Raw genomic sequence first — 25269 nt, 5'->3', positions numbered from 1 at the left:
CGCGAGGCGCTGCGTGCAGCGCGGGACGAGGCGAGGCGGCTTCGGTCCGAGGGGACGGACGGCAGCGGGGAGGGGACCACCGACGGCAAGGGAGCCGGCCCGAGGCGTCGGCCGGACAGGACATCCGGCGCCGGTGCACGGGGGCGGCGCAATCCCGTGCACTCCGTCTCCAGGGAACGGGCGTCCCAGGAGCGGGACCTTCGCGATCTGCTCGCGAACGCCTTCCGGCTGCCCCCTGACGTCACCGCCGACACCGGCGAGCAGCCGCCGGACCCCGCCCGGCCCGGGCAGCCGTCCCACCCCGCCGACGGCACCGGCGAGGCGACGCGCGACCGGAACCCCGGCCGGATCGCGCGGCCCGTGCACCCGGGTGACACCGTGCGTCCCGAGCACCTCACGGACGCCGTGCACGCCGCGAACCCCGCGCCCGAGAGCGAGGCGCGGGCGGCCACCGAGCCCGTCACCGCCGACTCTTCCGGCCTTGAGCCCTTCACCTCCGAGGCCCCCGCTCCCGAGCCCTTCACCGAGTCCTTCGCGTCGTCGAGCACCGGGGCGCGAGACCCGGAGGCGGCCGTCCCCGCTGAACGGCGCCCTCGTTCCATGGCGTCCCCGGGCCGTGACGGTGAGATGCGCCGGACCTTCCCCGCCTTCGCCGCGCGGGCCCGGGAGGAGGGCGGCCGGTTCGCGGAGACATGGTGGGGCAACGCGTGGGTCACGGCGTTGGAGGAAGGGGCGCTCGACGCGGCGCGGCTGGCGCGCGGGCGGACGTACGCCGGGCACGGCCACGTCGACGCCGTCACCGTCACACCGGGTCTGGTGCTCGCCTATGTGCACGGGAGCCGGCCACGGCCGTACCGCGTCCAGGTCAGGGTGCGGACGCTGACCGACGGCGACTGGGACCGTTTTCTCGACGCCGCCGCCGAGCGGCCCGGACACATCGCGGCGCTGCTCGACAAGGAGATGCCCAAGTCGCTCGCGGACTGCGGTGTCGAACTGCTTCCCGACCCCGGCGAGCTCGAACCGCACTGCAGCTGCCCGGACTTCGGCCACCCCTGCAAGCACGCGGCCGCACTCTGCTACCAGACGGCGCGACTGCTGGACCAGGACCCGTTCGTCCTGTTCCTGTTGCGCGGCCGCGGAGAGCGCGAGCTGCTCGACGCGCTGTCCCGGCGCAACGCCACCCGCGCGGCCCGCGCGGCCCAGGACCGGGAACCGGCACAACCGGCCGGCGTACGCGCCCGTGACGCCCTGGCACGACGCGTGCTGCCGCCCCTGCCCGCTCCGCTGCCGCCGCCCGCGCATCCCGAACAGCCGCCGGCCTACCCGGGCGTGCCGGGCGGCCCGGACGCCTTCGCGCTGGACCAGCTGGCCACGGACGCGGCCGCTCGCGCGTACGCGCTGCTCACCTCGGGCCGCGATCCGGTCGCGGAACTGACGCTCTGGCAGGACGCGGTGCGCATCGCGGCGGCCCGCCCCGGGTCGGGGCTCACGGCCGCCACCCGCGCCCTCTACTCCTCACTCGCGTCCGCGACCGGCCGTACGTCGGTCGATCTGGCACGGGCGGTCGCCGCCTGGCGCCAGGGCGGATTCGAGGCGCTCGCCGTGCTGGAGGAACCCTGGGACCCTCCGGCGGGCCGGTTCGACCGGGCCCGGCCGCTGCTGATGGCCGCCGACTTCCCCGCCTTCCGCCCCTGGCGCAACCACCTCACCCACCCGCGCGGCCACGCCCAGCTCCGCCTCGGCCGCAACGGCCTGTGGTACGCCTACGAGTCCGAGCCGGGCCATGACGACTGGTGGCCCCGCGGCACCCCGGACCTCGACCCGGTCGGCGCCCTGACGGGCCTCGGCGCACCGGGCGAGCTCTGACGCACACGAGATTCCCCGGACCGGCGGGTCGGTCCCGACACCGGCCCGCAGCGGTCCCGACACCGGCCCGCAGCGGCCCCGGCACGGTCACCGGGGCCCGGCATGGCCGCCGGACCCCGGACACCGACACGGGCACAGGCGCGCCCCGAGGCGTTTCTGCGCGTGCCGAGCCGTTCCTGGGCGGTCCGTTCCCAGCCGTTGTCAGCCGTTTGCCAGCAGTCCCTGGCTGTTCCTTTCCGAAGTTGATTCGGTCTTTCGTGATCCAGTTCGGTCCGGTCCAGCCCCTTTCCGGCTTCTTTCCGGTCCGGCGGGCCTATCGACGGAGGTCCTGCCATGGTGTGTACACATGTGGCGGCCTGGTGGGGGCACCGTGGACGAACGGCCCCCATTTCCGTCCGAACGGGCCCGGAAGCTAGCGTGGGGCGGTGAGTGAGACGAAGACCCCTGCCCTCCAGTACCGCCTCGACGGCCCGGAAGACGCTCCGGTCCTCATACTCGGACCCTCGCTCGGCACCACCTGGCACATGTGGGACAGGCAGGTCCCGGAGCTCGCGAAGAGTTGGCGGATCTTCCGGTTCGATCTGCCGGGACACGGCGGAGCGCCCGCGTATCCGGCCGGATCGGTGGCCGAGCTCGCCGGGCGACTGCTGGCCACGCTCGACCGGCTCGGCATCCAGCATTTCGGGTACGCGGGCTGCGCGTTCGGCGGGGCCATCGGACTCGAACTGGCGCTGCGCCGTCCCGAGCGCGTGGCCTCCCTCGCGCTGATCGCGGCCTCGCCCCGTTTCGGTACGGCCGACGAGTTCCGTCAGCGTGGGGTGGTCGTGAGGTCGAACGGCCTGGACCCGATCGCCCGCACCGCGCCCGAACGCTGGTTCACCAGCGGTTTCGCGGCGGCCCAGCCCGCGATCACCGAGTGGGCCGTGCAGATGGTGCGCACCACCGACCCCGGCTGCTACATCGCGGCCTGTGAGGCGCTCGCCGCCTTCGACGTGCGGGGCGAACTGGGCATGGTGGGTGTTCCCACCCTCGTCCTGGCCGGCTCCGACGACCAGGTCACCGGGCCGGCGGAGGCGCGCACGCTGGTCGCCGGAATACCGGATGCCCGCCTCGCGGTCGTCCCCGGTGCCTCGCACCTGGTTCCCGTGGAGCAGCCCGCCGCCGTCACGGATCTGCTCGTGCGGCACTTCTCCAGCGCCTGGCTGCCCGTCTTCGACTCGTCCACCGGGCAGATGGCGGTCCCGGCCGCGCCGGCATACCCCGTGCAGGCGGCTCCGCCACCGGTCGGGCCCTTCGCCGAGATCGCCCCGGCCCCCGTCGAGCCCGAGCCCATGGGGTGGCAGGATCCCTACGACGTCGGGATCAAGGTGCGCCGCGAGGTGCTGGGGGACGCGCACGTGGACGGGGCGCTGGCCTCGGCGGACGAGTTCTCCGGGGACTTCCAGGAGTTCGTCACCCGGTACGCGTGGGGCGAGATCTGGGACCGGCCCGGACTCGACCGGCGTTCGCGCAGCTGTGTGACGCTGACCGCCCTGGTCGCGGGCGGCCATCTCGACGAGCTGGCCGTCCACACCCGCGCCGCCCTGCGCAACGGTCTCACCCCGGTGGAGATCAAGGAGGTGCTGCTCCAGGCGGCCGTGTACTGCGGTGTTCCGGCCGCCAACAGCGCCTTCAAGGTGGCGCAGCAGGTCATCCGGGAGGAGACCACACCCCAGGAGTGATCTTGAGCCTGGTAGTGGGAGCACCCCTCTCGGCAGCCCTCCCCGGTGCCGAGAGGGGGAGGATGGACCCATGAAGCTCACGAAGAAGTCGCATGCCTGCATTCGACTCGAGAAGGACGGGCGTGTGCTCGTCATCGACCCGGGGACCTTCACGGAGGAGGACGCGGCCGTCGGAGCGGACGCGATCCTGGTCACGCACGAGCACCTCGACCACTTCAACGAGGACCGCCTTCGGGCCGGCATGGAGGCCAACCCGGCGGCGGAGATCTGGACGCTGCGGTCGGTGGCGGAGCAGGTCTCCGCCGCCTTCCCCGGCCGGGTGCACACCGTCGGCCACGGCGACACCTTCACCGCCGCCGGTTTCGACGTCCAGGTGCACGGCGAACTGCACGCCGTGATCCACCCGGACATCCCGCGCATCACCAACGTCGGCTATCTCGTCGACGGCGGCCGCGTCTTCCACCCCGGGGACGCCCTGACCGTCCCCGACCAGCCGGTCGAGACGCTGATGCTCCCCGTGATGGCCCCGTGGAACAAGATCTCCGAGGTCATCGAGTACGTCCGCGAGGTCAAGCCGCAACGCGCGTACGACATCCACGACGCCCTGCTCACGGACCTCGCCCGGCCGATCTACGATCACCAGATCGGCACCCTCGGCGGTTCCGAGCACCTGCGGCTCACGCCGGGAGCGTCGGCGGAGGTCTGATCCGGCAGCGCCCGACCGGGCAGCACCCGAACCCGTGCCGCTTCATGCCGCTCCTTGCCGCTCCGTGTCGTCCCGGTGGTGAACCGACGGCACGGAGTGTCTTCGGCGGACCCGTTGTCGTACCCGCCCGGTAGGTTGTGAGGCATGCGCATCGCCACCTGGAACGTGAACTCGATCACCGCCCGTCTCCCGAGGGTGCTGGCCTGGCTGGAGAGCAGCGGCACGGACGTGCTGTGCCTCCAGGAGGCCAAGGTCGCCGCCGAGCAGTTCCCGGTCGAACAACTGCGCGAGCTGGGATATGAGGCGGCCGTGAACGCCACGGGACGGTGGAACGGCGTGGCGGTGATCTCCCGAGTCGGCCTGGAGGACGTGGTCAGGGGCCTGCCCGGCGGTCCCGTGTACGAGGGCGTGGAAGAACCCCGGGCCGTCTCCGCGACCTGCGGCCCGGTCCGTGTCTGGTCGGTGTACGTGCCGAACGGCCGCGAGGTGGACCACGCTCACTACGCGTACAAGCTCCAGTGGTTCGAGGCCCTGGGAGCGGCGGTGGCGGGCGACGCGGCGGGCGGCCGCCCCTTCGCGGTGCTGGGCGACTACAACGTGGCGCCCACGGACGACGACGTCTACGACGTGGCCGCGTTCGAGGGCCTGACCCATGTCACCCCGGCAGAGCGTGCCGCACTGGCCGCCCTGCGCGAGGAGGGCCTGACGGACGTGGTCCCGCGCCCGCTCAAGTACGAGCACCCGTACACGTACTGGGACTACCGCCAGCTCTGCTTCCCGAAGAACCGCGGCATGCGCATCGACCTCGTCTACGGCAACGAGGCGTTCTCGACGGCGGTCAAGGACGCCTACGTGGACCGCGAGGAGCGCAAGGGCAAGGGCGCCTCGGACCACGCGCCGGTCGTGGTGGACCTGGACGTCTAGGAAGGGCGCGTCCCGGCGGGGTGAGGGCCGGGCGGCCGGCACAGGCATTCGGCCTCGCGATTGCGGGCATCCTTCTCCATGGACGACTCGGGAAACCGGTGGAGGCCCGAGGCGTGTTCCTCGGGGCGTCATGATCTGCCTGATTCTGTGATGAAATGCCGCGAGCTACATTTTGTTCACATACCGGGAACGCGGAGCTTCGACGATCGCACCCCACGGAGAGGCCGGTCATGAACATCCCCTTCTTGGACAAGCTGCTCAAACGGCAGCCGGTGCGGCGGGACCGTCCCCTCGCCAGGGCTTTCGAGGACGACCCGGTGGGTGTGGCCGAGCTGTTCTCGGAGTGCGAACTGCTCCGTTCCCAGGCGGCGGCCGTCGGCCTCGAACTCGACGACACCCCGGACTCGTTGGTGGCCCTGGACCAGCTTCTGCCGTTGTGGCGCGACGACCCCGAGGCGCTGCCCTGGCTCGGGAACGACGCCGGTCTCTATCTCGGCACCGTCGTGGTGCGCACGGTGCCGGGTGCCTCCTGGCACGTCTGGCCCGGCGGCAGTCCGGCCGTCCGGCTCCCCTCGGGCCGTGAGATCCCGGTCGTCGAGGCCGGCCTCGACTGGGCCGTGCAGGGCGTTCCCGAGCTGTCCCAGATGTACGCCGAGGCCACGGAAGCCTGACCCGAGGGCCCGGCGGAGCGTTCCGGTGACCGCCCGCGGTGTCGTGATCCGTTCTTCATCCAGCCTCAAATACGGCTAATGACCCGACGTGCGTGTCGACCGTTAAGTACCGATTTGCGTCGATAGTTTGCGGTGCCCGGCCACAGTCGACCATGGGCTGGACCGGCACGGCCGTCGATCCCTTGATCGACCTGTACGACGTCACCACGCACTTCGGGGAGCCGTATGTTCCGCAGGACGACGACCTCGCCTTCGGCAAGGAGAGGTGGTCCTGATCACCGGCCCGCCGGAAAGATCCTCAACTGCCGCGTGACACGAAGGAATCCGTACCCGAACCCGCCAACCCGTCGGTGGGTGCACGAGCCCGTGCGCCTGGCCGCCGGAGGCAAGGCGGCCCGGCGCACGGCGATCACGTGCCGTCCGGGGGAGACCCGCCGGGCGCCACCGTGCGGGAGTCGCCGCCGATGCCCGCACCGGCGGCGACTCCCGTCGGCGACGGGCACGCGGCAGAGGACCGCGCTCCGCGCCCGCGAGGACTTCCTCGGGCCCGGGAGGCTGATCGCGGCGATCCTCGACTACGATTTGCCGTTCATCCCCGTGGTGACGGCGAGCTCGCCGATCCGCATCGGGATGTGTGTGCCGCTCTCCTGGTCCGCCCCACGGGCGTACGGGCGGGAGCGGCGCAGTCCCGAGACCGAGGCCGTGGACGTGGCTCCGGCCGAACCAGGGACGCTGCTGCCGGGTGGGGTACCCCCCACGGCCCCGACACGGTAGGGGGAGCAGCAGCTCACAGGGCCAGGCCCGGCCGGCGCCAGCCGGAGATCACTGCTCGCGCAGGGGTACCGACACGTAGGACGGGTCGTGCTCCGGCGAGGAGAAGGTCAGCTGCGCGCCGGACGGGTTGTGCTCGATGTACAGCGGGTCGACCGTGTCGACGACCACGGCGAGACGGTGTCCGGCCGGGACGTCGTAGGCCGTGGAGAACAGGTCCAGGTCCACGCCGAACGGCTCGCCGGGCGTCCGCCCGTGGAAGGTGTACGGCGCGTTGCTGACCAGCTTGCCGATGCCGAGCGGGCCCACGTCGTAGAGATAGGCGATGAACGTGCCGCTCTCCTTGGTGCCGGTGACCGTGGTGTGGAGTTTGACGGTGCCTCGTACGCGCTGGACGCCCGTGGACTTCTCCGACTGCCACACCGCGGTCCAGTAGCGGGGCAGCAGGGGGATCGAGGCCATCGGCGGGATCCGGGTGAGCTGGTCGAGGATGCTGGACAGGAAGATGACCCCGCCGTCCGCGCCCGAGTCGACGTTCGTGTGGATCCTGGTGGTGCCCTCCAGGGCGATCTTCCGCGAGGCCGCGCCGACCGACTTCCAGTCCGGGTAGCCCTCGTAGCCGCCCGTGGAACGGGACTTGAGCTGCACCGGCTGTTCGCGGTCGATGCCGTTGTCCTTGCCCGCCAGATAGTGGTCGAACCAGCGGCCGGTGTCGGTCCACACGTCGTTGGGAAGCCCGAACAGGCCGGTCATCTCGGCGGTGGCGTGGTCGCCGGGACGGAACTCCAGCCGCTTGGGCCCGGTCAGTTCCTCGTAGAACTTGGCGTACTGGTTGGCCGAGAAGATCGTGTCGCCCCAGGTGTTGGCCAGGAAGACGGCGGGGCCGTTCTTGTCGAGCTGGTCGACGTGCGTCTCGGGGGAACGTTTCTTCCCCCAGTCGATCAGGTCCTGCTCCTTCGACAGATTCGAGCCGAAGAAGTCCTTGAACACCTGCTGGGTCTCGGCGCTGGGGTGGCCCGTGATGTGCCCGACTCCGTCCAGCAGCGCGGCCGCCTGGACGTGTTCGGTGCGGCCGGAGTAGATCGACGTGGTCAGATCGGCCCAGCCGCTCAGGGCGGCGACTGCCTTGATGCGCTTGTCGTGCGCGGCGGCCAGCAGGCTGATCCCGGCGCCGTACGAGACGCCCGCCACGCCCACCTTCCTCGCGTCGGCTGGGGTGTTGGCGAGAGCCCAGTCGATCACTTTGGACACGTCGGCGGTGTCACGGGGGCCGGCGACGTCGATCTCGCCGCCCGACTGCCAGAAGCCGCGGACGTTGTAACTGACGACCACATAGCCGGAGTTCGCCAGCTTCTGGGCCTGTGCGAGGTACTCGACCTGCGGCAGGCCCCAGCTCGTGGGCAGCACGATGAGCGGATAGGTGCGGGTGGCGTCCGCTCCCGCAGGGGTGACGACGTTGGCCTTGAGGGTGGTACCGCCGTCGCCGGAGATGTCGACGAAGCGGACACCGCCCGAGCTGTCGGCGGCCTGGGCGGCGGGTGCCAGGCCCAGGCCCGCGGCGGCGATCAGCGTCGCCGAGACGGCGCCGACGGCGGAAGTGCGCAGGGGGTTGCGACCGTTTCCCAACGGGTCACTCCTCACTTGGTCAGTGCAAGGTGACCCGACGGTAACCGCGACGGCTTACTCGAAGTAACCCGCCGGTAAGTTACGTGCGAGTAACGATTGTTGAAGTGTTCATTTCCATCCGTTCAAACCTCGCCGGAGTGGGCCGCCGTGAACGGCCGGAAAGCGCCCGCGTCGGCGAACCGGGCATCACGTACGCCGGCGTGCCCGGGGCGTGGCCGGCTTCGGCGAGGCCTCCCCGTCCTGGCCGGAATCCGATGCCGGGTCCGGCGCCGGGTCCAGTGCCGGCGGCGTCGGCAGCGGGGCCTGGGCCGCGCGGGTGACGTCCGCGACGACCTCGACGACATCGGGGCCGTACGCCTGGGAGTTCACGACCTTCAGGAGCAGGACGAAGCTGTTGCCGCCGTGCTTGCGGGCGAGGCGTGCGTGGTTGCGGGCGAGATAGCGGCTCGCGGCCTGGTTGGTGATCGCGCGCTGGCCGCAGAAGAGGAAGACCGGTCTCGCGTCACGGCTCTGGCCTGCGGTCAGCCGGGCGAGGATGACGTACTCGGCCTGGCCCGACTCCAGGCGGTAGCGCTCGCTGTCGATCTGGAAGGCGCCCCGGTCGGGCCCCCGTCCGGAGTCCACGTTGACCTGTACGCCGGGCAGCAGGGACTGCAGATGCGCGGCCATGCGCCGGTTCGACGCCGGTCCGCCCACGCAGAACTCCGTGCGTTCGCCGAAGCCCTGCTGGGTCGCGTCGTGCGCGATCACCTGGGCGTGCGCGCCACAGTCCTTGATCAGGGCGGACAGTTCGAGAAGCGCGAACACGTCGTGACGCACCACCGTGAGCTCGGGACCGCCCGCCTCGCGGTTCACCACGAGCAGCGACTCGGAGTTGTCGGGCAGCCCGAAGAACGCCTGCTTGCGGCGGAGCTTGCGCTTCCACAGGTAGGTGCGGGCGAGCCAGCCGAGCGAGGCACTGATGCCTGCGGCCAGGACGCCGAGGACGATGTTGCGCACGTCGTCATTCATGTGCGCGCATGCTAGCGGGCCCACGGAATCGTGTTCGAGGGGGCCTGACGTGGCCACCGTGGTGAAGTTACGCTGCGCAGACGGCTGTTGACTGGAGGTATTGATGCGACGTCCTCTTGCACGGAATCTGACGGTCCTGGCTGTTTCGGCCGCGACGGCATTGGTGGGTGCGGCGGCGCCGCCCGGGGCTCCGGCGGCGGGCACGGCCGCGGGGACGCCCGTCGCGAAGGTGCCCGTCGCGGTCGGGTACGGAGGTGCCGTGTCGAGTGTGGACGCCGACGCCTCCGCCGCGGGCATCGAGGTGCTGAAGAAGGGCGGCAACGCCGTCGACGCGGCCGTCGCCACGGCGGCGGCCCTCGGTGTCACCGAGCCCTACTCGTCCGGCATCGGCGGGGGCGGCTACTTCGTCTACTACGACGCCAAGTCCCGTACGGTGCACACGATCGACGGACGCGAGACGGCACCCCTGACCGCCGACTCCGGGCTGTTCCTGGAGAACGGCAAGCCGCTCGCCTTCGCGGACGCCGTCACCAGCGGGCTGAGCGTGGGCACACCGGGCACGCCCGCCACCTGGCAGACGGCTCTGGACTCATGGGGCAGCAGACGCCTGGGCAGCGTCCTGGAGCCGGCCGAGCGCATCGCCCGCTCCGGGTTCACGGTCGACTCGACCTTCCGCGCACAGACCGAGTCGAACCGGGCCCGCTTCGCGAACTTCCCCGACACGGCGAAGCTCTTCCTGCCCGGCGGCTCGCTGCCGGTCGTCGGATCGACCTTCAAGAACCCCGATCTGGCCCGCACGTACGAGGAGTTGGGCAGGAAGGGCACACGTGAGCTGTACACCGGCGATCTCGGCCGGGAGATCGTCGGCACCGTGAACAAGCCGCCCGTGGACCCGGCGTCCGGCTACGACGCCCGGCCCGGCAAGCTGTCGCTGAGGGACCTCGCGGCCTACGGGGCGAAGCGCCAGGCGCCCACCAGGACTTCGTACCGCGGTCTGAACGTCTACTCGATCGCTCCCTCCTCCTCCGGCGGCACCACCGTCGGCGAGGCGCTCAACATCCTGGAGGGGACGGACCTTTCGAAGGCGAGCGAGACGCAGTACCTGCACCACTTCATCGAGGCGAGCAGGATCGCCTTCGCCGACCGGGGCCGCTGGGTGGGCGACCCGGCGTTCGAGGACGTACCGGCGAAGGGGCTTCTCTCGCAGAAGTACGCGGACGGCCGGGCCTGTCTCATCAAGGACGACGCGGTGCTGTCGAGCCCGCTCGCGCCGGGCGACCCGAGCAGTCCCGCAGCCTGCGGCAGTGCCGGTACGGCCGCCCCGACGACGTACGAGGGCGAGAACACGACCCATCTGACGGTGGCCGACAAATGGGGCAACGTCGTCGCCTACACCCTGACCATCGAACAGACCGGCGGCAGCGGGATCACCGTCCCAGGGCGCGGCTTCCTCCTCAACAACGAACTGACGGACTTCTCGTTCGCACCGGCCAACCCGGCCGTGCACGACCCCAATCTGCCCGGTCCCGGCAAGCGGCCGCGCTCGTCGATCTCGCCGACCATCGTCCTCGACCGGTACAACAGGCCTGTCGTGGCGCTCGGTTCACCCGGGGGCGCGAGCATCATCACGACCGTGCTCCAGACCCTGACCGAGTTCGTCGACCGCGGACTGCCGCTGGTCGACGCGATCGCCGCGCCGCGCGCCAGCCAGCGCAACGCCGCCCAGACCGAGCTCGAACCGGGCCTGTACGACAGCCCGTCGAGGGCCGGGCTCGAAGCCATCGGCCACTCCTTCAAGGTCAACCCGGAGATCGGCGCGGCCACGGGCGTCCAGCGACTCGCGAACGGTACGTGGCTGGCCGCGGCGGAGAAGGTCCGGCGGGGCGGAGGCTCGGCCATGGTCGTGCGGCCCGCGTCCTAGGGTCCGTGTGGCCAGGGTCCGCGTGGCCCGCGTCCCGGAGTCCGGCCGCCACGCCTCGGCGGTCCTGAACCCTGGGACCGGCGTCGGTGCGCGGCACTCGTGCCGCGGGGCAGGAATCGTCCCCCGCCCCGCGGCCGGCAGGGGCCCGAGCGGTCAGCGCGCCGTCAGGATGCGCGGACCCGAGTCCGTGATGGCCACCGTGTGCTCCGCGTGCGCCGCACGGGAGCCGTCGTTCGTGCGCAGCGTCCAGCCGTCGGGGGCCGCGTGGTAACCGTCCGTGCCGCCGCCGATGAGCATCGGCTCGATGGCGAGGACCATGCCGTGCCGCAGCGGCAGCCCGCGTCCCGGGCGGCCCTCGTTCGGGACGCCCGGGTCCTCGTGCATCCGGCGCCCGATGCCGTGGCCGCCGAACCCGTCCGGGATCCCGTACCCGGCCGCCCGGCACACCGTGCCGATGGCGTGCGCGATGTCCCCGATGCGGTTGCCCACGACGGCCGCCTCGATCCCCGCGGCCAGGGCCCGCTCCGCGGTCTCCACGAGCCGCGCGTCGGCGGCGCGCGGCTTGCCCACGATGAAGCTGATCGCCGAGTCGCCCACCCAGCCGCCCAGTTCGGCGCCGAAGTCGATGGAGACCAGGTCTCCGTCGCGCAGCCGGTAGCCCGTCGGGATGCCGTGCACGATCGCCTCGTTCACGGAGGCGCAGACGACCGCGGGGAAGGGCGTGGGCGCGAAGGAGGGGTGATAGCCGAGGAAGGGCGACGTCGCGCCCGCGTCGCGCAGGACCTGGTGCGCCACCTCGTCCAGCTCCAGCAGGGAGACGCCCACGTCGGCGGCCTCGCGCACCGCGGTGAGTGCCCTGCCCACGACCTGGCCGGCCGCGTACATCTCGTCGATCGATGTGTCGGTCTTCAGTTCCACCATGCCAATTACTATACCGGTATTAGAATGGGGTCATGGTGCGAACTCCACTGACCCCCGAAGAGCACGAACGCGGCGAGCGGCTCGGACGGCTGCTGCGCGAAGCCCGCGCCGGCCGCAGCATGGCGGACATCGCGGGGGTGGCGGGAATCTCCGCGGAGACCCTGCGCAAGATCGAGACCGGGCGCGCGCCCACCCCGGCCTTCTTCACGGTCGCCGCGCTGGCGCGGGCCCTCGGGCTCTCGATGGACGAGATCGTCGTGCGGTGCGCGCTGGTGCCGGCGGCCTGAGAAGCCGTACCTCAACCGATCTTGGAACATGCGGGTCGAACGGGGTTCCTGGGCGGGTGATCCTCCGGCGGTACGCGCATGAGGGCAGGGCCTCCTGATGGCTCGGGGGTGCGATCCCGTTCCGAGCGGTTCCCTGGGGCCCTGTCGTCCCATGTGTACGACGGTTGCGCCTGCTTCGACGCGACGTCCGCGAAACGCTCCAGGGCCGAAAACACCGGTCCGGCGAACTCGGCGCGCGCCTCGACGTATTCCGCTGACCGAACCGGTACGACACCCGACGCCGTCACTCCCGCGAGACCGGTTCTCCCGCAACGTGCTTCACGGCATCCCCGAAGAGTTTCCCCACTGCACCCCGTCTGTTGGCCGCACCTGGCTATCTTCGCCTCGCCTGGTTCCGGCAGCAGGAGAGGTAACGTCCATGAGCACCCCGGTCCACCGCACCCCGACACGGCAGTCTGCAGCCGTCCCGACGTCGGCCCGGCAGCGTCGGGGAGGGAGTCCGTCCGGAAACTCGGTGGAGCACGCCTTCCTCCAGATGCAGTCCAGCGCCGGCAACCGGGCCACGACCGCGGCGGTGCAGCGTGCCAGGGGCGCGGACAAGGGGAAGGGGAAGGCGCCGGAGGCCGGCGGTGCGCCCGCCGGAGCGAAGAAGAACTATCGCGACCAGATCGCCGGGCTCCTGGACAGGTTCAAGAAGAATCTCGAGCCCATCGACACCTTCATCAAGGGCGTCCAGACCCCCACCAACGCGGGCTTCACCCAGCAGGCCGCCGCCACGGCCAACGAGGGTCTCAAGCACTCCGCCGCCGCCTCGGGGACCTCCGCCGCGTCGGGGAACCTCCTCACGGAGGTCGCCGGCACCGTGGTCAATGGCATGGACGCTTACAAGAACATGCAGGACGCCAAGAAGCACGAGACCGGGGCCGGCCACCACACGGCGAAGAAGAAGGCCAAGACCAAGGGGACCGACGCGGTCGTCGGAGCCGCCGGTTCGGCAAGCTACAGCGCCGGAATCGCCAAGGAGGTGACCAAGCTCCAGAAGGCGGCGGACGCCGCGGTGGCGTCCGAGGCGAGCGGTATCGCCAGCGCCTCCGTCGGCGCGATCAAGGGAATACGGGCAGCCTTCCGAGTCGGGGGAGCGGCCCGCAAGTACCAGAAGGTGAAGGCGCTCGGAGATCCCCATCTCGTCCAAGCGGGGTCACTGGCCCGGCTGAACGAGTCACGGGAGCAGGCCGACTGGGCCGCGGCGGAGGCGTACGTCGCGCTGGATGCCTACTGGGACCACGAGGGCGAGGGACGGCTGGAGCTCGTTTCCGAGGCCATCGACGCCGCCTGGGAGGCGATGGGTGAAGCCCGTGACGCCGCCGAGAGCCTCCAGCGCGCAGAGAGAGACGTGGAAAAGCTGAGCACGGTGCAGGAGTACGCGAAGAAGAAGCAGCTCACCAAGATCGGCAAGGAGACGGTCGGCGGCGCGCTGGGCGAATCCACCAAGGCCGCGGCCGGCGTCGTGACGGCGGTCGCGGCGGGAACGGCCGGGCTGGCGAGCAACCCGGTCGGATGGGGCCTCGCCGGGGCCGGGGCCGGCCTCGTTCTCGGCGTCACCCTGTACAAGGCGCTCCGCGCCGCCACGAAGCGCTACGAAGAGGTCCGTCACCCTGAGCACTGGGCGCCCGAGGGCGAGACCCCGGCGGAGGCCGCATCCCGCAATGAATCGCTGAAGCACGCCCTGAAGTTCTGGCAGAAGGTGTCGAAGGGCGAACGCCAGGCCATGGCGCGCGAGATCTATGCCTTGGCGGCGGGTCCCGACATCCGAGGCAGCGGCAGCACAACGGCCGAGATGAGGGAATCCGCGAGGGCCCTCCTCATCGCTCTCAAATCAGGCCCCGCCAACCACAAGCTGGAACCGGAAACGTGGGCGGACACCCTCAATGACCCGGCGAAGACCGCTGGTTGGATCAAGGAGATAGCGGAACAGCTGGCGTCGGGTTGACCGTAGTCGTGGGTGCGGCGCTCGGGCATGCCCGGCATCTTCGGCAGCACAGGTGCCGACCGATCCAGCGCCTGGATCTGCGACTTCTCGTCCACGCAGAGGACGATGGCCCGCTCGGGCGGGTCCAGATACAGTCCGGCGACGTCGCGGACCTTCTCGATGAACTGCGATCCTTGGACAGCTCGAACGACCGGTATGAGCACCCCGAGGGTCGGTCACACCAGCCTTTTTGCCTGAGCTGTACTGAGGTCTGGGGTCTGGGGTCTGGGGTCCGAGATCTGAGCTTAGGTCTGAGGTCTGAGTTGAGGTCTGAGCCTGAAGTCCAAGCCTTCAGGTCCGACCTCTGTTCCTCGACGGCTGGCACCTCATGGCTGGCACCTCACGGCCGGCGGGCCTCGCGGCTGGGGCCTCGCTCGTCGAGGGCCGCGCGGTCCGGATCTTCCCGCCGGTGCTGAGAAATTGTTGAATTCACTGCTTATTCCCTTGTCGTCTACGCGCGTAGTCACTAGCCTCCGGCCATGTCGAACAGCAACTCCCGCTCCGGCGTGGACACTTCGCAGCAGCCGACGCTCGGCGAAGCGCGGCTTTCCATTCCCGTAGAACGCACGGCGAGGCGTGGACGCCGTGCGCGGACGGTCGTGCGGCTCGTCTGCACCGATCTCGACGGCACCCTTCTCGATTCGGCCGGAGCCATCCGCCAACGCACCCTGAGCACGCTCGCCGAGGCGGAGCGGGCCGAGATCGCCGTGGTGGGGGTGACCGGACGGCCCGTCCGCGACACCCTGGACCTGGCCCGGCGCTACGGGCTCACCGGACCCGTGGTGTGCAGCAACGGGGCGGTGACCGTGGACGCCGGGTCGGGGCGGCTGCTGGACTGCCGGGGATTCGGCCCCGGCGACGCCGAGGGGATCCTGCGCGCGGTCCGTGACACGGTGCCCGGGATCGCGCTGGGGGTCGACTCCGTGTCCGGGCTCCGCCTGGAGACGGCCTTCGTGCGACTGGTGCCGAACACCTGGCGTCACGTGGCGCTGGACGGCGTGTCCGCGCCGGTGGGCGAGGACCCGGTCGTCAAGATCCTCGCCGCCCATCCGATGCTGCTCGTGGACGAATTGGCCGCCTTGATCGCCTCGGTCGTAGGCGACCGCGCGGTGATCACGCGGTCCACCGGCGACTTCCTCGAACTGTCCGCCCCCGGCGTCGACAAGGGGGAGGCGCTGCGGACGCTGGCCGAGCGGAGCGGGCTCCCGCTGGAGCACACCGCCGCCGTCGGTGACATGCCCAACGACATCCCGATGCTGCGCGCGGCCGGGCTCGCCGCCGCCGTCGCGAACGCCCACGAGGACACCCTGCGCGCCGCCGACATCGTGCTGCCCAGCAACGACGACGAAGGCGTCGCCGCCCTCATCCGGCTCGTGCTGCCCCGCGCGGCGGTGGTGGAGGCGTGCCGCATCTGAGAGCGCGCCGAGGTCCGCCGTTTCGGCCTGTGGCCGGGCGGGCGGGGGCGGGCCCGGAAGTGCGTGCGTGGACCGTCGTCCGGAGCGTTCCGGAGCGTTCCGGAGTGCCGGTGGGCGGTCCTTGGGCGTGCTCCGGAGCGCGGGTGGATCGTCCATCGGCGTTCTTCGGGGCGCGTGGTGGATCCTCCTCCGGTGCGCTCCGGTGCGTACGAGCCGGGCGGGACGAGGGAGAAGTGCGGGCGATCTCGGCCTTCGGTTCGCCCGGATGCTCGTCCGGTTGCCCGTCGATCCGCTCGTCGATCTGCCCGTCCATCGGCTCGTCCGGCGCGCGCCCGTGCGTACGCCGGGTACTTCCGTGCGCCCCTCGCGGAAGGCTCTGCGTTCCCGCCGAAAACTCCCCGTAGTCGATCCGTAACACGACTGGTGTTCGCTGTCGGGTCGAAGTGCTCACGTCGGGCGGGGAGTTGAGTGATGACTGTAGGACAACTCCCGGAACAGATACTGGAGTTCGCGCGGTATCTGAACGGGCTTGTGGAGCGGCTCGACCGGAGCGGCGGCTGGTGCGGAGTCTTCTGGCAACGCGACCCCGACGGCATGCGAGCGTGCCTCGAAGGCCAGGAGGTGCCGCCCTGGGATGTCGTCGAGGCGCTCCTCCAGGACGTCCTCGCACAGTACGGCGAGCGTGCCGCCGCCCAGGAGACGGCACGGGCCCACACGCTGTACGAGGCCTCGCTGGCCGCGTACGACGTCCGTCCGGGCGCCCGGGAGGCCCTCGGCGACCGCCTGGACGTCATGCTCCGCGAACAGCGCTACGCCGCCGAACGCCAGGCCGAACTGAGCGGACGGCTCCCCTCGGCCGTTTCCCGGGGAGAGACCGAGGCGATCCGCCTGGACCTCGCCTGGGCTCAGGACGATCACGAACGGGCCACCGCCCGCTGCGCCGAACTGCGCCACCGCATGGACAACGTCGACCGCCACGCCCTGCGTGCCCGTGCGCGGAGCGCGCCGGGCTTCCCGGCTCCGGCCGCCGGGGGCGGCGTGTGGACGCCGCAGCCGGAGAACCGGGCGGACCCGTCGGAGGGGCACCTGCACGAACGGCACCCGTCGGGAGGCAACCGGTTCGGCGGGGACCTGCCCGCAGGGGATCCGTCCGGAGCGGGAGGTGTCCGGCCCGGCCGGGAGACGGGCGCGCCGGGCGGCGAGACGGAACCCAGGTCCCCGCTGGCGAACCACGCACCGGGCCACGACGCGCAGCCCCGGTCCCGGCCCGCGGCGCACATGCCGGGCCACCACGCGTGGCCCCTGTCCCCGCCGACGGACTACTCGCCGGGCCACGACGCCCAGCCCCGGCCCCCGGCTGCGGACTACTCGCCGGGTCACCACGCGCAGTCCCTGTCCGCGGCGGACCATTCGCCGGGCTACGACGCGCAGCCCGGGCTCCGGCCCACGGACCACTCGCCGGGCCACCATGCCCAGCCCATGTCCCCGGCGGACCACTTGCCGGGCCACCACGCGCAGCCCCTGTCCCCCGCGAACCACTTGCCCGGCTATGGCGCGCAGCCCGGGTCCCCGGCGGCAGAGTCCCCGTCGAGCGGTCAGCGGGCCCACGACCGGGTGGCCGTGCCCGCTCCGACGCATGACAGGACCCCGCCCGGCGCCGACGAGTATCCGGCGAAGCGCTCCAAGCGTCGCCGCAGAGGGGGCGCGCGCTTCGCCGGGATGGCGGAGCCGGACGCGCCGGCGGTGGTGCCGGAGTCGGGTCCCGTGCTGCCCGCCCCGCCCGTGCAGAGCGGGCGTACGCCCCGCGGCGCGCGTTTCGCGGGAGCCGCCGAGGAGTTCCCGCCCCCGCGTCCGGGGGCGGGCACCGGGGCGGAGCCGCCGGACGAGGACGCACGGCGGCTCACCGCCGAGGCCGTCGCGACGCTCACGCGGCTGCGGAGCGAAGGCCGCAGCGGCGAGGCGCACGCCGTGCTCGTCGAAGCGGCGTACTGGCCTCCCGCACGCTTCCCCCTGCTCGCCGCCGAACTGCACCGCGCCGGCCTCGACGCGGACTGGGCCACCCTGCTCTGGGAGGCGGCCTCGCTGCCCGCCGACCGGCTGGTCGCCGCCGCCGACGCGCTCACCGCCGCCGACCGCACCGCCGACGGCAGGCAGATGCTGCGCCAGGGCGTCACCCGGCCCGCGCCGGAGATCGGGGCCGCCGTCCTCGGCCTCGCCGACGAGGGCCGCGGCCGCGAGATCAGTGCTCTCCTCGACGCGTACGTCCGCGTACGGACCCCGGAGGAGGCCGCCCGCAGCGCCGAGACGGACCCGCAGCGCCTCGTACCGCTCCTCCTGCGGGCGGCCCGGGGAGTGTCCGACGAATGTCAATGGGACCTGGTCCACGCCCTGCGCGTGGCCGGCTTCACGGCGTGACGGCCGCCGCCCCGGAGCGGCGGCCGTCACGCCCGTCCGGGGCTGAGGCCCGCCACGTCCGCCACCTCCGCCACGCCCGTCCCGCGGGCGCGCCGAGGGCGCACCACTCGGCCGACCGGGTCGCTCCACGTGGCCTTCCGCCAGGTCCTCCGCCCGGTCCTCCGATCGGCCGTACCTCCGGCTCCACCGGCCACGTCACTCACCCGTGAGGGTCAGAAACGTGATCGACTCAGCGGGTTAACGACGATGGTCTTGGCAAGGCTGTCCGGGGGGCTTACTTTCGAGCCTCTACAGCCTTTGTCTACGGGCGTAGAGGCTCTCTGACGTCCCGTCGAAGGAGCAGCTCATGGGCAACGTCGTACGTGCCGCCCTGGTTCAGGCCACCTGGACCGGCGACACCGAATCCATGGTCGCCAAACATGTGGAGCACGCCCGCGAGGCGGCCCGGCAGGGTGCCAAGGTCATCGGGTTCCAGGAAGTCTTCAACGCCCCCTACTTCTGCCAGGTCCAGGAGCCGGAGCACTACGGCTGGGCGGAGCCGGTTCCCGACGGGCCCACCGTCACCCGCATGCGGGAGCTCGCGCGCGAGACCGGCATGGTGATCGTCGTGCCCGTGTTCGAGGTCGAGCAGTCCGGGTTCTACTACAACACCGCGGCCGTGATCGACTCCGACGGCACCTATCTCGGCAAGTACCGCAAGCACCACATCCCGCAGGTGAAGGGGTTCTGGGAGAAGTACTACTTCAAGCCCGGCAACCTCGGCTGGCCCGTCTTCGACACGGCCGTCGGCCGCATCGGCGTCTACATCTGCTACGACCGGCACTTCCCCGAAGGCTGGCGGCAGCTCGGTCTGAACGGCGCCCAGCTCGTGTACAACCCCTCCGCCACCTCCCGAGGCCTCTCCGCCTATCTCTGGCAGCTGGAGCAGCCCGCGGCGGCCGTCGCCAACGAGTACTTCATCGCCGCGATCAACCGGATCGGGCAGGAGGAGTACGGCGACAACGACTTCTACGGAACCTCGTACTTCGTCGACCCGCGCGGACAGTTCGTCGGCGAGAGGGCGAGCGACAAGGCCGAGGAACTCATCGTCCGCGACCTGGACTTCGGCCTCATCGAGGAAGTACGCCAACAGTGGGCGTTCTACCGCGACCGGCGCCCCGACGCCTACGAAGGGCTGGTGCAGCCATGACCGACCTGTACACCCGCCACCAGGCCGTCCTGCCCGAGTGGCTCGCCCTGTACTACGAGGACCCGATCGAGATCACCCACGGCGAGGGCCGTCACGTCTGGGACGCCGACGGCAACAAGTACCTCGACTTCTTCGGCGGCATCCTCACCACGATGACCGCGCACGCCCTGCCCGAGGTGACGAAGGCCGTCAGCGAGCAGGCCGGCCGGATCATCCACTCCTCGACGCTCTACCTCAACCGGCCGATGGTCGAACTCGCCGAGCGCGTCGCCCAGTTGTCCGGGATCCCCGACGCCCGTGTCTTCTTCACCACCTCCGGCACCGAGGCGAACGACACGGCCCTGCTGCTCGCCACCGCATACCGGCAGAGCAACCAGATCCTCGCCATGCGCAACAGCTACCACGGCCGGTCGTTCAGCGCGGTCGGGATCACCGGCAACAAGGGCTGGTCACCCACCTCCCTGTCGCCGCTCCAGACGCTGTACGTGCACGGCGGCGTCCGCACCCGCGGCCCCTACGCCGACCTCGACGACGCCGCGTTCACCGACGCCTGCGTCGAGGACCTGAAGGACCTGCTCGGCCATGTCCGCCCGCCCGCCGCCCTGATCGCCGAACCGATCCAGGGCGTCGGCGGCTTCACCACACCGCCCGACGGCCTGTACGCGGCCTTCCGCGACGTGCTCCAGCAGCACGGCGTCCTCTGGATCGCCGACGAGGTACAGACCGGCTGGGGCCGCACCGGCGAGCACTTCTGGGGCTGGCAGGCCCACGCGGCCTCCGGCCCGCCCGACATGCTCACCTTCGCCAAGGGCATCGGCAACGGCATGTCCATCGGCGGGGTCGTCGCCCGCGCCGAGATCATGAACTGCCTCGACTCCAACTCCATCTCGACCTTCGGCGGTTCACCGGTCACGATGGCGGCGGGGCTCGCGAATCTCACCTACCTCCTCGAACACGACCTCCAGGGCAACGCCCGGCGCGTCGGCGGCCTGCTCATCGAACGGCTCCGCGCGGTCGCCGCGCAGTTCGGCGGTGTCCGCGAGGTGCGCGGGCGCGGACTGATGATCGGCATCGAACTGGTGCGGCCCGGTACCGACCGCGCGAACCCCGAAGGGGCCGCGGCGGTACTCGAAGCGGCCCGTGAGGAAGGCCTGTTGATCGGCAAGGGCGGCGGTCACGACACCAGCGTGCTGCGCATCGCCCCGCCGCTCTCCCTCACCGTCGCGGAGGCGGAGGAGGGTGCGTCGATCCTGGAACGCGCTCTGAGTCGGGCCCAGTAACGGATGAGCAAGGGCGGGTGGGCCGAAGGGGCGGTGGTCTCGAAGGCCGGGCGCGCGAAGACCCGGGGGTCCGGGCACGCGTCGGGTCCCCGAGGCCGCCCGCAGCGCTCCGGAGGCGAACCGAGCCACGGACAAAGGGGAACCCCGCCATGACCGCCACCCTGGAACCCGCTCTTTCGGTACGCCAGGTCCTCGCCCTGGACCGGGTGCTCGCCGGGGAGCCCGAGGTGGTGGCCGGCGCCGGTCATCTCGACCGGTCCGTCCGCTGGGTGCACGTCGCCGAGGCCTCTGATGTGGGCGTCATGCTCAGCGGCGGCGAAATGGTGCTCACGACCGGGGTGCTGCTCGCGGGTGACCCCGACGCCCAGGCCGAGTACATCCGTTCGCTGCACCGGGCCGAGGCCGCGGCCGTCGTCCTCGGTCTCGGCCGGGCCTTCCCGGCGCCCCCGGACGTGATGCGCCGGGCCGCCGAACGCTGCGGGCTGCCGATGGTGGTGCTCCACCGCCCGTTCCCCTTCGCCGAGTTGACGGAGGAGGTCCAGTCCCGGCTGGTACGGCACAAGTTCGCGGCCGTGAGCCTCTCCGAGTCCGTACGCACCGCGCTGACCGGGCTGATCACCACCGGCGCCCCGCTCCAGCGCATGCTCGACGAGATCGCCGTGCACGCCGCCTGCCCCGTCGTCGTCACCAACCTCGCCCACCGGGTGCTCGCCACCGCCGGTGAACGCTCCGCCGTCGACGACGTCCTGCGCGACTGGGACCGTATCGCCCGGCAGGCGGGCGGCATCGAGGGCGACGGATGGATCCGCGCCGAACTGGGCGGACGGGGGGAGAGATGGGGCCGCCTGGTGCTGTGCGGCCACCGGGGCGACGCGGCGACCGGGCGGCTGCTCGCCGACCGTGCCGCCGAGGCCCTGGTCCTGCACCGCATGCTCGGCGGCCCCGCCCACTCCTGGGAGGAGGAGTCCGCGCAGGGGCTGCTGACCGACCTGGTGAGCGGTGTCGTACCGGCCCGCCAGCTCCTGCCGCGAGCGCGGGCCGCCGGACTGCCCGTGAACCGCCGCACCTTCGTGCCGCTGGTCGTACGCGACGGCGATCCGGCCCAACTCGGCCGTGTGCTCAGGCTGCTGGGACTGCCGGGGCTCGTCGCCGAACTGTCCGACGGAGCCACCGCCGTGCTGCTCAGCCTCCCGCGCGACCAGGACGCGGAGGCGCTGGCCGAGCACTTCGCCATGCGGCTGCGGGACGAGACCGGGGTCCCCGCCGTCGTGTCCGCCGCCGGAGCTCGTACCGCCTGGGACGACGTGCCTGTCGGACTGCGGGAGGCCCTGCACGTCGCCGAGGCCGCCGCCGGCACACCCGCCGACCAGGACCGGCCCGCGCTGGTCCGGCTGCGTGACGTGCATCTGCGCGGTCTCGTTCGGCTGCTCCGGGACGATCCGCACGTCCAGTCCTTCGCGGAACGCGAACTCGACGGGCTGCTGTGCGGACCGCGGGCGGATCCCCGGCTGCTGCCCGTCCTGCGGACCTACCTCGCCACCGGGCGCAACAAGTCGCGCACGGCGCAGCTCCACCACGTCAGCCGGCCCGCGCTCTACCGCCGTCTCGAGGCCATACAGGCCCGCCTCGGCGTCGACCTCGACGACTTCGAACAGGCCGCGTCCGTCCACATCGCCCTGCTCGCGCACGACGCACAGCAACGATGAGGGCGCGAGCGGCGGCGACAGCCCTGGGAACCCGAACCCGACCGTGACAGCGGTGAGGATCCGGCGGGCAACAGCGGTGAAACACAGGACCACTCGGCTGAAACACGGGAGAACGCGGAGGTGACACCGTGGAACGGCACAGCACTTCGGACGTGACACGGTGCAACTCAAAGAAGGGGCCGGGGCTTTCTAGTCTCCTCGCACACCGAGCGACCGGAGGTCCCGATGAGCAGAGTGATCCGCGCCGCCGTCTTCCAGACCGCATGGACCGGCGACAAGGAATCGATGATCCAGGTCCACGAGCAGGCGGCCCGCGACGCGGCCGCGCAGGGCGCACAGGTCCTGTGCTTCCAGGAGCTGTTCTACGGACCGTACTTCTGCCAGGTCCAGGACAAGGAGTTCTACGCGTACGCCGAGCAGATCCCCGAGGGCCCGATCGTGCGGCGCTTCCAGGCGCTGGCGAAGGAACTGGGCCTCGTCCTCGTGCTGCCGATGTACGAGGAGGAGCAGCCCGGCGTCCTGTACAACACGGCGGCCGTGATCGACGCCGACGGCTCCTACCTGGGCAAGTACCGCAAGACCCACATTCCCCAAGTTCCCGGATTCTGGGAGAAGTTCTACTTCCGGCCCGGGAACTCCGGCTGGCCCGTCTTCGACACGGCCGTGGGCCGGATCGGCGTCTACATCTGCTACGACCGGCACTTCCCGGAAGGCTGGCGGGCTCTCGGTCTCGCGGGTGCCGAGATCGTCTTCAACCCCTCGGCCACCTCACGCGGTCTGTCCGGCTACCTCTGGCAGCTGGAGCAGCCGGCCGCGGCCGTGGCCAACGAGTACTTCGTGGGCGCCATCAACCGGGTCGGGCAGGAGGAGTACGGCGACAACGACTTCTACGGGACCTCGTACTTCGTGGACCCCGAGGCCCAGTTCGTCGGCGAGGTGGCGAGCGACAAGGAGAGCGAACTCGTCGTCCGCGACCTGGACATGGCCAGACTCCGCGAGGTCCGCGACCGGTGGCAGTTCTACCGCGACCGCGCCCCGGGTGCCTACGGGCCGCTGACCGCGCCCTAGTGCCGCGACAGGCAACGTTCGCCCCGTCGCGACTCCCGGCACGCCCTCTCGCCGCACCGGCCGAAAGCCCAAGTACATCCAGTACGAGGACTTCCGGCCGGCACACCGAGAGCACGCACCGGGCGCCGCTCCTTGACGGGCAAACATTGCCTGCCGCGGCACTAGTGCCGCCCCGTGCCGCGGGTCCGGGCATCGGGCCGCCGGACCCGCGGCGCGGTGGTCCGCACGGGCCGTCCCGCGAACCGCCCCATGAGCTTCCTCGCGAGGAAACAGTGCCGACCTCAGTCCCTGACAGCCTCACAACCCCCTCAGCGCACGCCCGACCGGAAGGAGAGGGAGCATGAGCCGTACCGTCATCCGGGGTGGTCTCGTCATCACCGCGTCCGACGAGATCCACGCCGACGTCCTGATCGAGGACGGCCGGATCGCCGCCCTCGCCGCGTCGGGCACGCCCGCGGCCGAGTCGTGGACGGCCGAGCGCGCCATAGACGCCACCGGCAAGTACGTGATCCCGGGCGGCGTCGACGCCCACACCCACATGGAACTGCCCTTCGGCGGCACCTTCGCCTCCGACACCTTCGAGACCGGCACCCGGGCCGCCGCCTGGGGCGGTACCACCACCATCATCGACTTCGCCGTCCAGAGCGTCGGCCGCTCCCTGCGCGAGGGCCTCGACGCGTGGAACGCCAAGGCGGACGGCAACTGCGCCATCGACTACGGCTTCCACATGATCGTCTCCGACGTGAACCAGGAGACGCTCAAGGAGATGGACCTGCTGGTCGAGGAGGGCGTCACCTCCTTCAAGCAGTTCATGGCCTACCCGGGCGTCTTCTACAGCGACGACGGCCAGATCCTGCGCGCCATGCAGCGCTCCGCCGAGAACGGCGGCCTGATCATGATGCACGCCGAGAACGGCATCGCGATCGACGTGCTCGTCGAACAGGCGCTGGCCCGCGGCGAGACCGACCCGCGTTTCCACGGGGAAGTACGCAAGGCACTGCTGGAGGCCGAGGCCACCCACCGCGCCATCAAGCTCGCCCAGGTCGCCGGCGCCCCGCTCTACGTCGTGCACGTCTCCGCCACCGAAGCCCTCGCCGAGATCGCCCGCGCGCGCGACGAGGGCCTGAACGTCTTCGGCGAGACCTGCCCCCAGTACCTGTTCCTGTCGACCGACAACCTGGCGGAACCGGACTTCGAGGGCGCGAAGTACGTGTGCAGTACGCCTCTTCGGCCCAAGGAGCACCAGGCGGCCCTGTGGCGCGGCCTGCGCACCAACGACCTCCAGGTGGTGTCGACGGACCACTGCCCGTTCTGCTTCACCGGCCAGAAGGAGCTCGGCCGCGGCGACTTCTCGAAGATCCCCAACGGCCTTCCCGGCGTCGAGAACCGCATGGACCTGCTCCACCAGGCCGTCGTCGACGGGCACATCTCCCGGCGCCGCTGGATCGAGATCGCCTGCGCCACCCCGGCCCGGATGTTCGGCCTGTACCCGAAGAAGGGCACCATCGCGCCCGGCGCCGACGCCGACGTCGTCATCTACGACCCGCACGCCGAGCAGATCATGTCGGTCGAGACCCACCACATGAACGTCGACTACTCGGCGTACGAGGGCAAGCGCGTCACCGGACGGGTCGAGACCGTGCTGTCGCGCGGCGAAATGGTCATCACCGACCGGGAGTTCACCGGGCGTGCGGGCCACGGCGTCTACACCCCCCGTTCCACCTGTCAGTACCTTCTCTGAG

Annotated in this window: 19 protein-coding genes and 2 pseudogenes; 17 read left to right on the top strand and 4 right to left on the bottom strand. The window is 71.3% G+C overall.

Annotated elements, in window-relative coordinates; genetic code table 11:
* The first annotated feature begins 156 nt into the window (after positions 1–156).
* From OG780_RS09450 to OG780_RS09420, 7 genes and pseudogenes are all read left to right on the top strand, one after another.
* Positions 157–1866: an SWIM zinc finger family protein gene (locus tag OG780_RS09450; RefSeq protein ID WP_443062141.1), complete on the top strand. Its 1710-nt coding sequence runs from the start codon at positions 157–159 to the stop codon at positions 1864–1866.
* A gap of 425 nt (positions 1867–2291) precedes the next feature.
* Entirely contained in the window at positions 2292–3587 is a 1296-nt protein-coding gene (gene pcaDC / locus OG780_RS09445; RefSeq protein WP_328446595.1) for a bifunctional 3-oxoadipate enol-lactonase/4-carboxymuconolactone decarboxylase PcaDC, read from the top strand.
* A 70-nt stretch (positions 3588–3657) separates the two neighbouring features.
* The gene (locus OG780_RS09440; protein WP_328446593.1) at positions 3658–4293 is read left to right on the top strand and encodes an MBL fold metallo-hydrolase; all 636 of its coding nucleotides are present in this window, start codon (positions 3658–3660) and stop codon (positions 4291–4293) included.
* Between the two features lie 144 nt (positions 4294–4437).
* Positions 4438–5217, top strand: a complete 780-nt coding sequence (locus tag OG780_RS09435; protein WP_328446591.1) for an exodeoxyribonuclease III — start codon at positions 4438–4440, stop codon at positions 5215–5217.
* A gap of 230 nt (positions 5218–5447) precedes the next feature.
* The gene (locus OG780_RS09430; protein WP_328446587.1) at positions 5448–5888 is read left to right on the top strand and encodes a DUF6278 family protein; all 441 of its coding nucleotides are present in this window, start codon (positions 5448–5450) and stop codon (positions 5886–5888) included.
* Between the two features lie 152 nt (positions 5889–6040).
* Entirely contained in the window at positions 6041–6163 is a 123-nt protein-coding gene (locus OG780_RS09425) for a hypothetical protein (RefSeq protein WP_328446584.1), read from the top strand.
* Positions 6164–6419: 256 nt separating this feature from the next.
* A pseudogene (locus tag OG780_RS09420) lies at positions 6420–6662 on the top strand (amino acid ABC transporter permease); the annotation flags it as partial.
* Between the two features lie 48 nt (positions 6663–6710).
* Here OG780_RS09420 and OG780_RS09415 read toward each other — a convergent pair.
* Positions 6711–8285: an alpha/beta fold hydrolase gene (locus OG780_RS09415; protein ID WP_328446582.1), complete on the bottom strand. Its 1575-nt coding sequence runs from the start codon at positions 8283–8285 to the stop codon at positions 6711–6713.
* 186 nt (positions 8286–8471) lie between these two features.
* Positions 8472–9296, bottom strand: a complete 825-nt coding sequence (locus tag OG780_RS09410; protein WP_328446580.1) for a hypothetical protein — start codon at positions 9294–9296, stop codon at positions 8472–8474.
* Between the two features lie 103 nt (positions 9297–9399).
* Between OG780_RS09410 and ggt the strand changes: the two genes are divergently transcribed.
* Positions 9400–11217, top strand: coding sequence for a gamma-glutamyltransferase (ggt, locus tag OG780_RS09405; protein ID WP_328446578.1), 1818 nt, complete (start codon positions 9400–9402; stop codon positions 11215–11217).
* Between the two features lie 153 nt (positions 11218–11370).
* Here ggt and map read toward each other — a convergent pair whose 3' ends face one another.
* A complete protein-coding gene (gene map, locus OG780_RS09400) occupies positions 11371–12138 on the bottom strand; it encodes a type I methionyl aminopeptidase (RefSeq protein ID WP_328446576.1) in 768 nt (255 codons plus the stop codon).
* Between the two features lie 32 nt (positions 12139–12170).
* On the opposite strand from map, the gene OG780_RS09395 reads away from it, so the two are divergent.
* Together OG780_RS09395 and OG780_RS09390 are read left to right on the top strand one after the other, a co-directional pair.
* Positions 12171–12425, top strand: coding sequence for a helix-turn-helix domain-containing protein (locus OG780_RS09395; protein ID WP_328446574.1), 255 nt, complete (start codon positions 12171–12173; stop codon positions 12423–12425).
* A 418-nt stretch (positions 12426–12843) separates the two neighbouring features.
* Entirely contained in the window at positions 12844–14415 is a 1572-nt protein-coding gene (locus tag OG780_RS09390) for a hypothetical protein (RefSeq protein ID WP_328446572.1), read from the top strand.
* Positions 14416–14417: 2 nt separating this feature from the next.
* Here the strand turns inward: OG780_RS09390 and OG780_RS09385 are convergent.
* Positions 14418–14579 (bottom strand): annotated as a pseudogene (locus tag OG780_RS09385) (IS630 family transposase); the annotation flags it as partial.
* A gap of 354 nt (positions 14580–14933) precedes the next feature.
* Here OG780_RS09385 and OG780_RS09380 point away from each other — a divergent pair.
* From OG780_RS09380 to hydA, 7 genes are all read left to right on the top strand, one after another.
* Complete coding sequence (locus OG780_RS09380; protein WP_328446570.1) at positions 14934–15869, top strand: HAD family hydrolase; 936 nt, start codon at positions 14934–14936, stop codon at positions 15867–15869.
* Between the two features lie 471 nt (positions 15870–16340).
* A complete protein-coding gene (locus OG780_RS09375) occupies positions 16341–18284 on the top strand; it encodes a hypothetical protein (RefSeq protein ID WP_328446568.1) in 1944 nt (647 codons plus the stop codon).
* A gap of 346 nt (positions 18285–18630) precedes the next feature.
* Positions 18631–19473 carry a nitrilase-related carbon-nitrogen hydrolase gene (locus OG780_RS09370; RefSeq protein WP_328446566.1) on the top strand — a complete coding sequence of 281 codons (843 nt, stop codon included), beginning with the start codon at positions 18631–18633 and terminating at the stop codon, positions 19471–19473.
* Entirely contained in the window at positions 19470–20753 is a 1284-nt protein-coding gene (locus OG780_RS09365) for an aspartate aminotransferase family protein (RefSeq protein WP_328446564.1), read from the top strand. The genes OG780_RS09370 and OG780_RS09365 overlap by 4 nt, the downstream gene beginning before the upstream one ends.
* Before the next feature lie 149 nt (positions 20754–20902).
* Positions 20903–22459, top strand: a complete 1557-nt coding sequence (locus OG780_RS09360) for a PucR family transcriptional regulator (RefSeq protein ID WP_328446562.1) — start codon at positions 20903–20905, stop codon at positions 22457–22459.
* 225 nt (positions 22460–22684) lie between these two features.
* Positions 22685–23527, top strand: a complete 843-nt coding sequence (locus tag OG780_RS09355; protein WP_037621540.1) for a nitrilase-related carbon-nitrogen hydrolase — start codon at positions 22685–22687, stop codon at positions 23525–23527.
* Between the two features lie 340 nt (positions 23528–23867).
* Positions 23868–25268, top strand: a complete 1401-nt coding sequence (hydA, locus tag OG780_RS09350) for a dihydropyrimidinase (RefSeq protein WP_328446538.1) — start codon at positions 23868–23870, stop codon at positions 25266–25268.
* The last annotated feature ends 1 nt before the right edge of the window (position 25269 follow it).

Source organism: Streptomyces sp. NBC_00386, assembly GCF_036063235.1.
In the GTDB taxonomy this organism is placed as follows: Bacteria; Actinomycetota; Actinomycetes; order Streptomycetales; family Streptomycetaceae; genus Streptomyces.
This window is presented reverse-complemented; position numbering and strand designations above follow the sequence as displayed.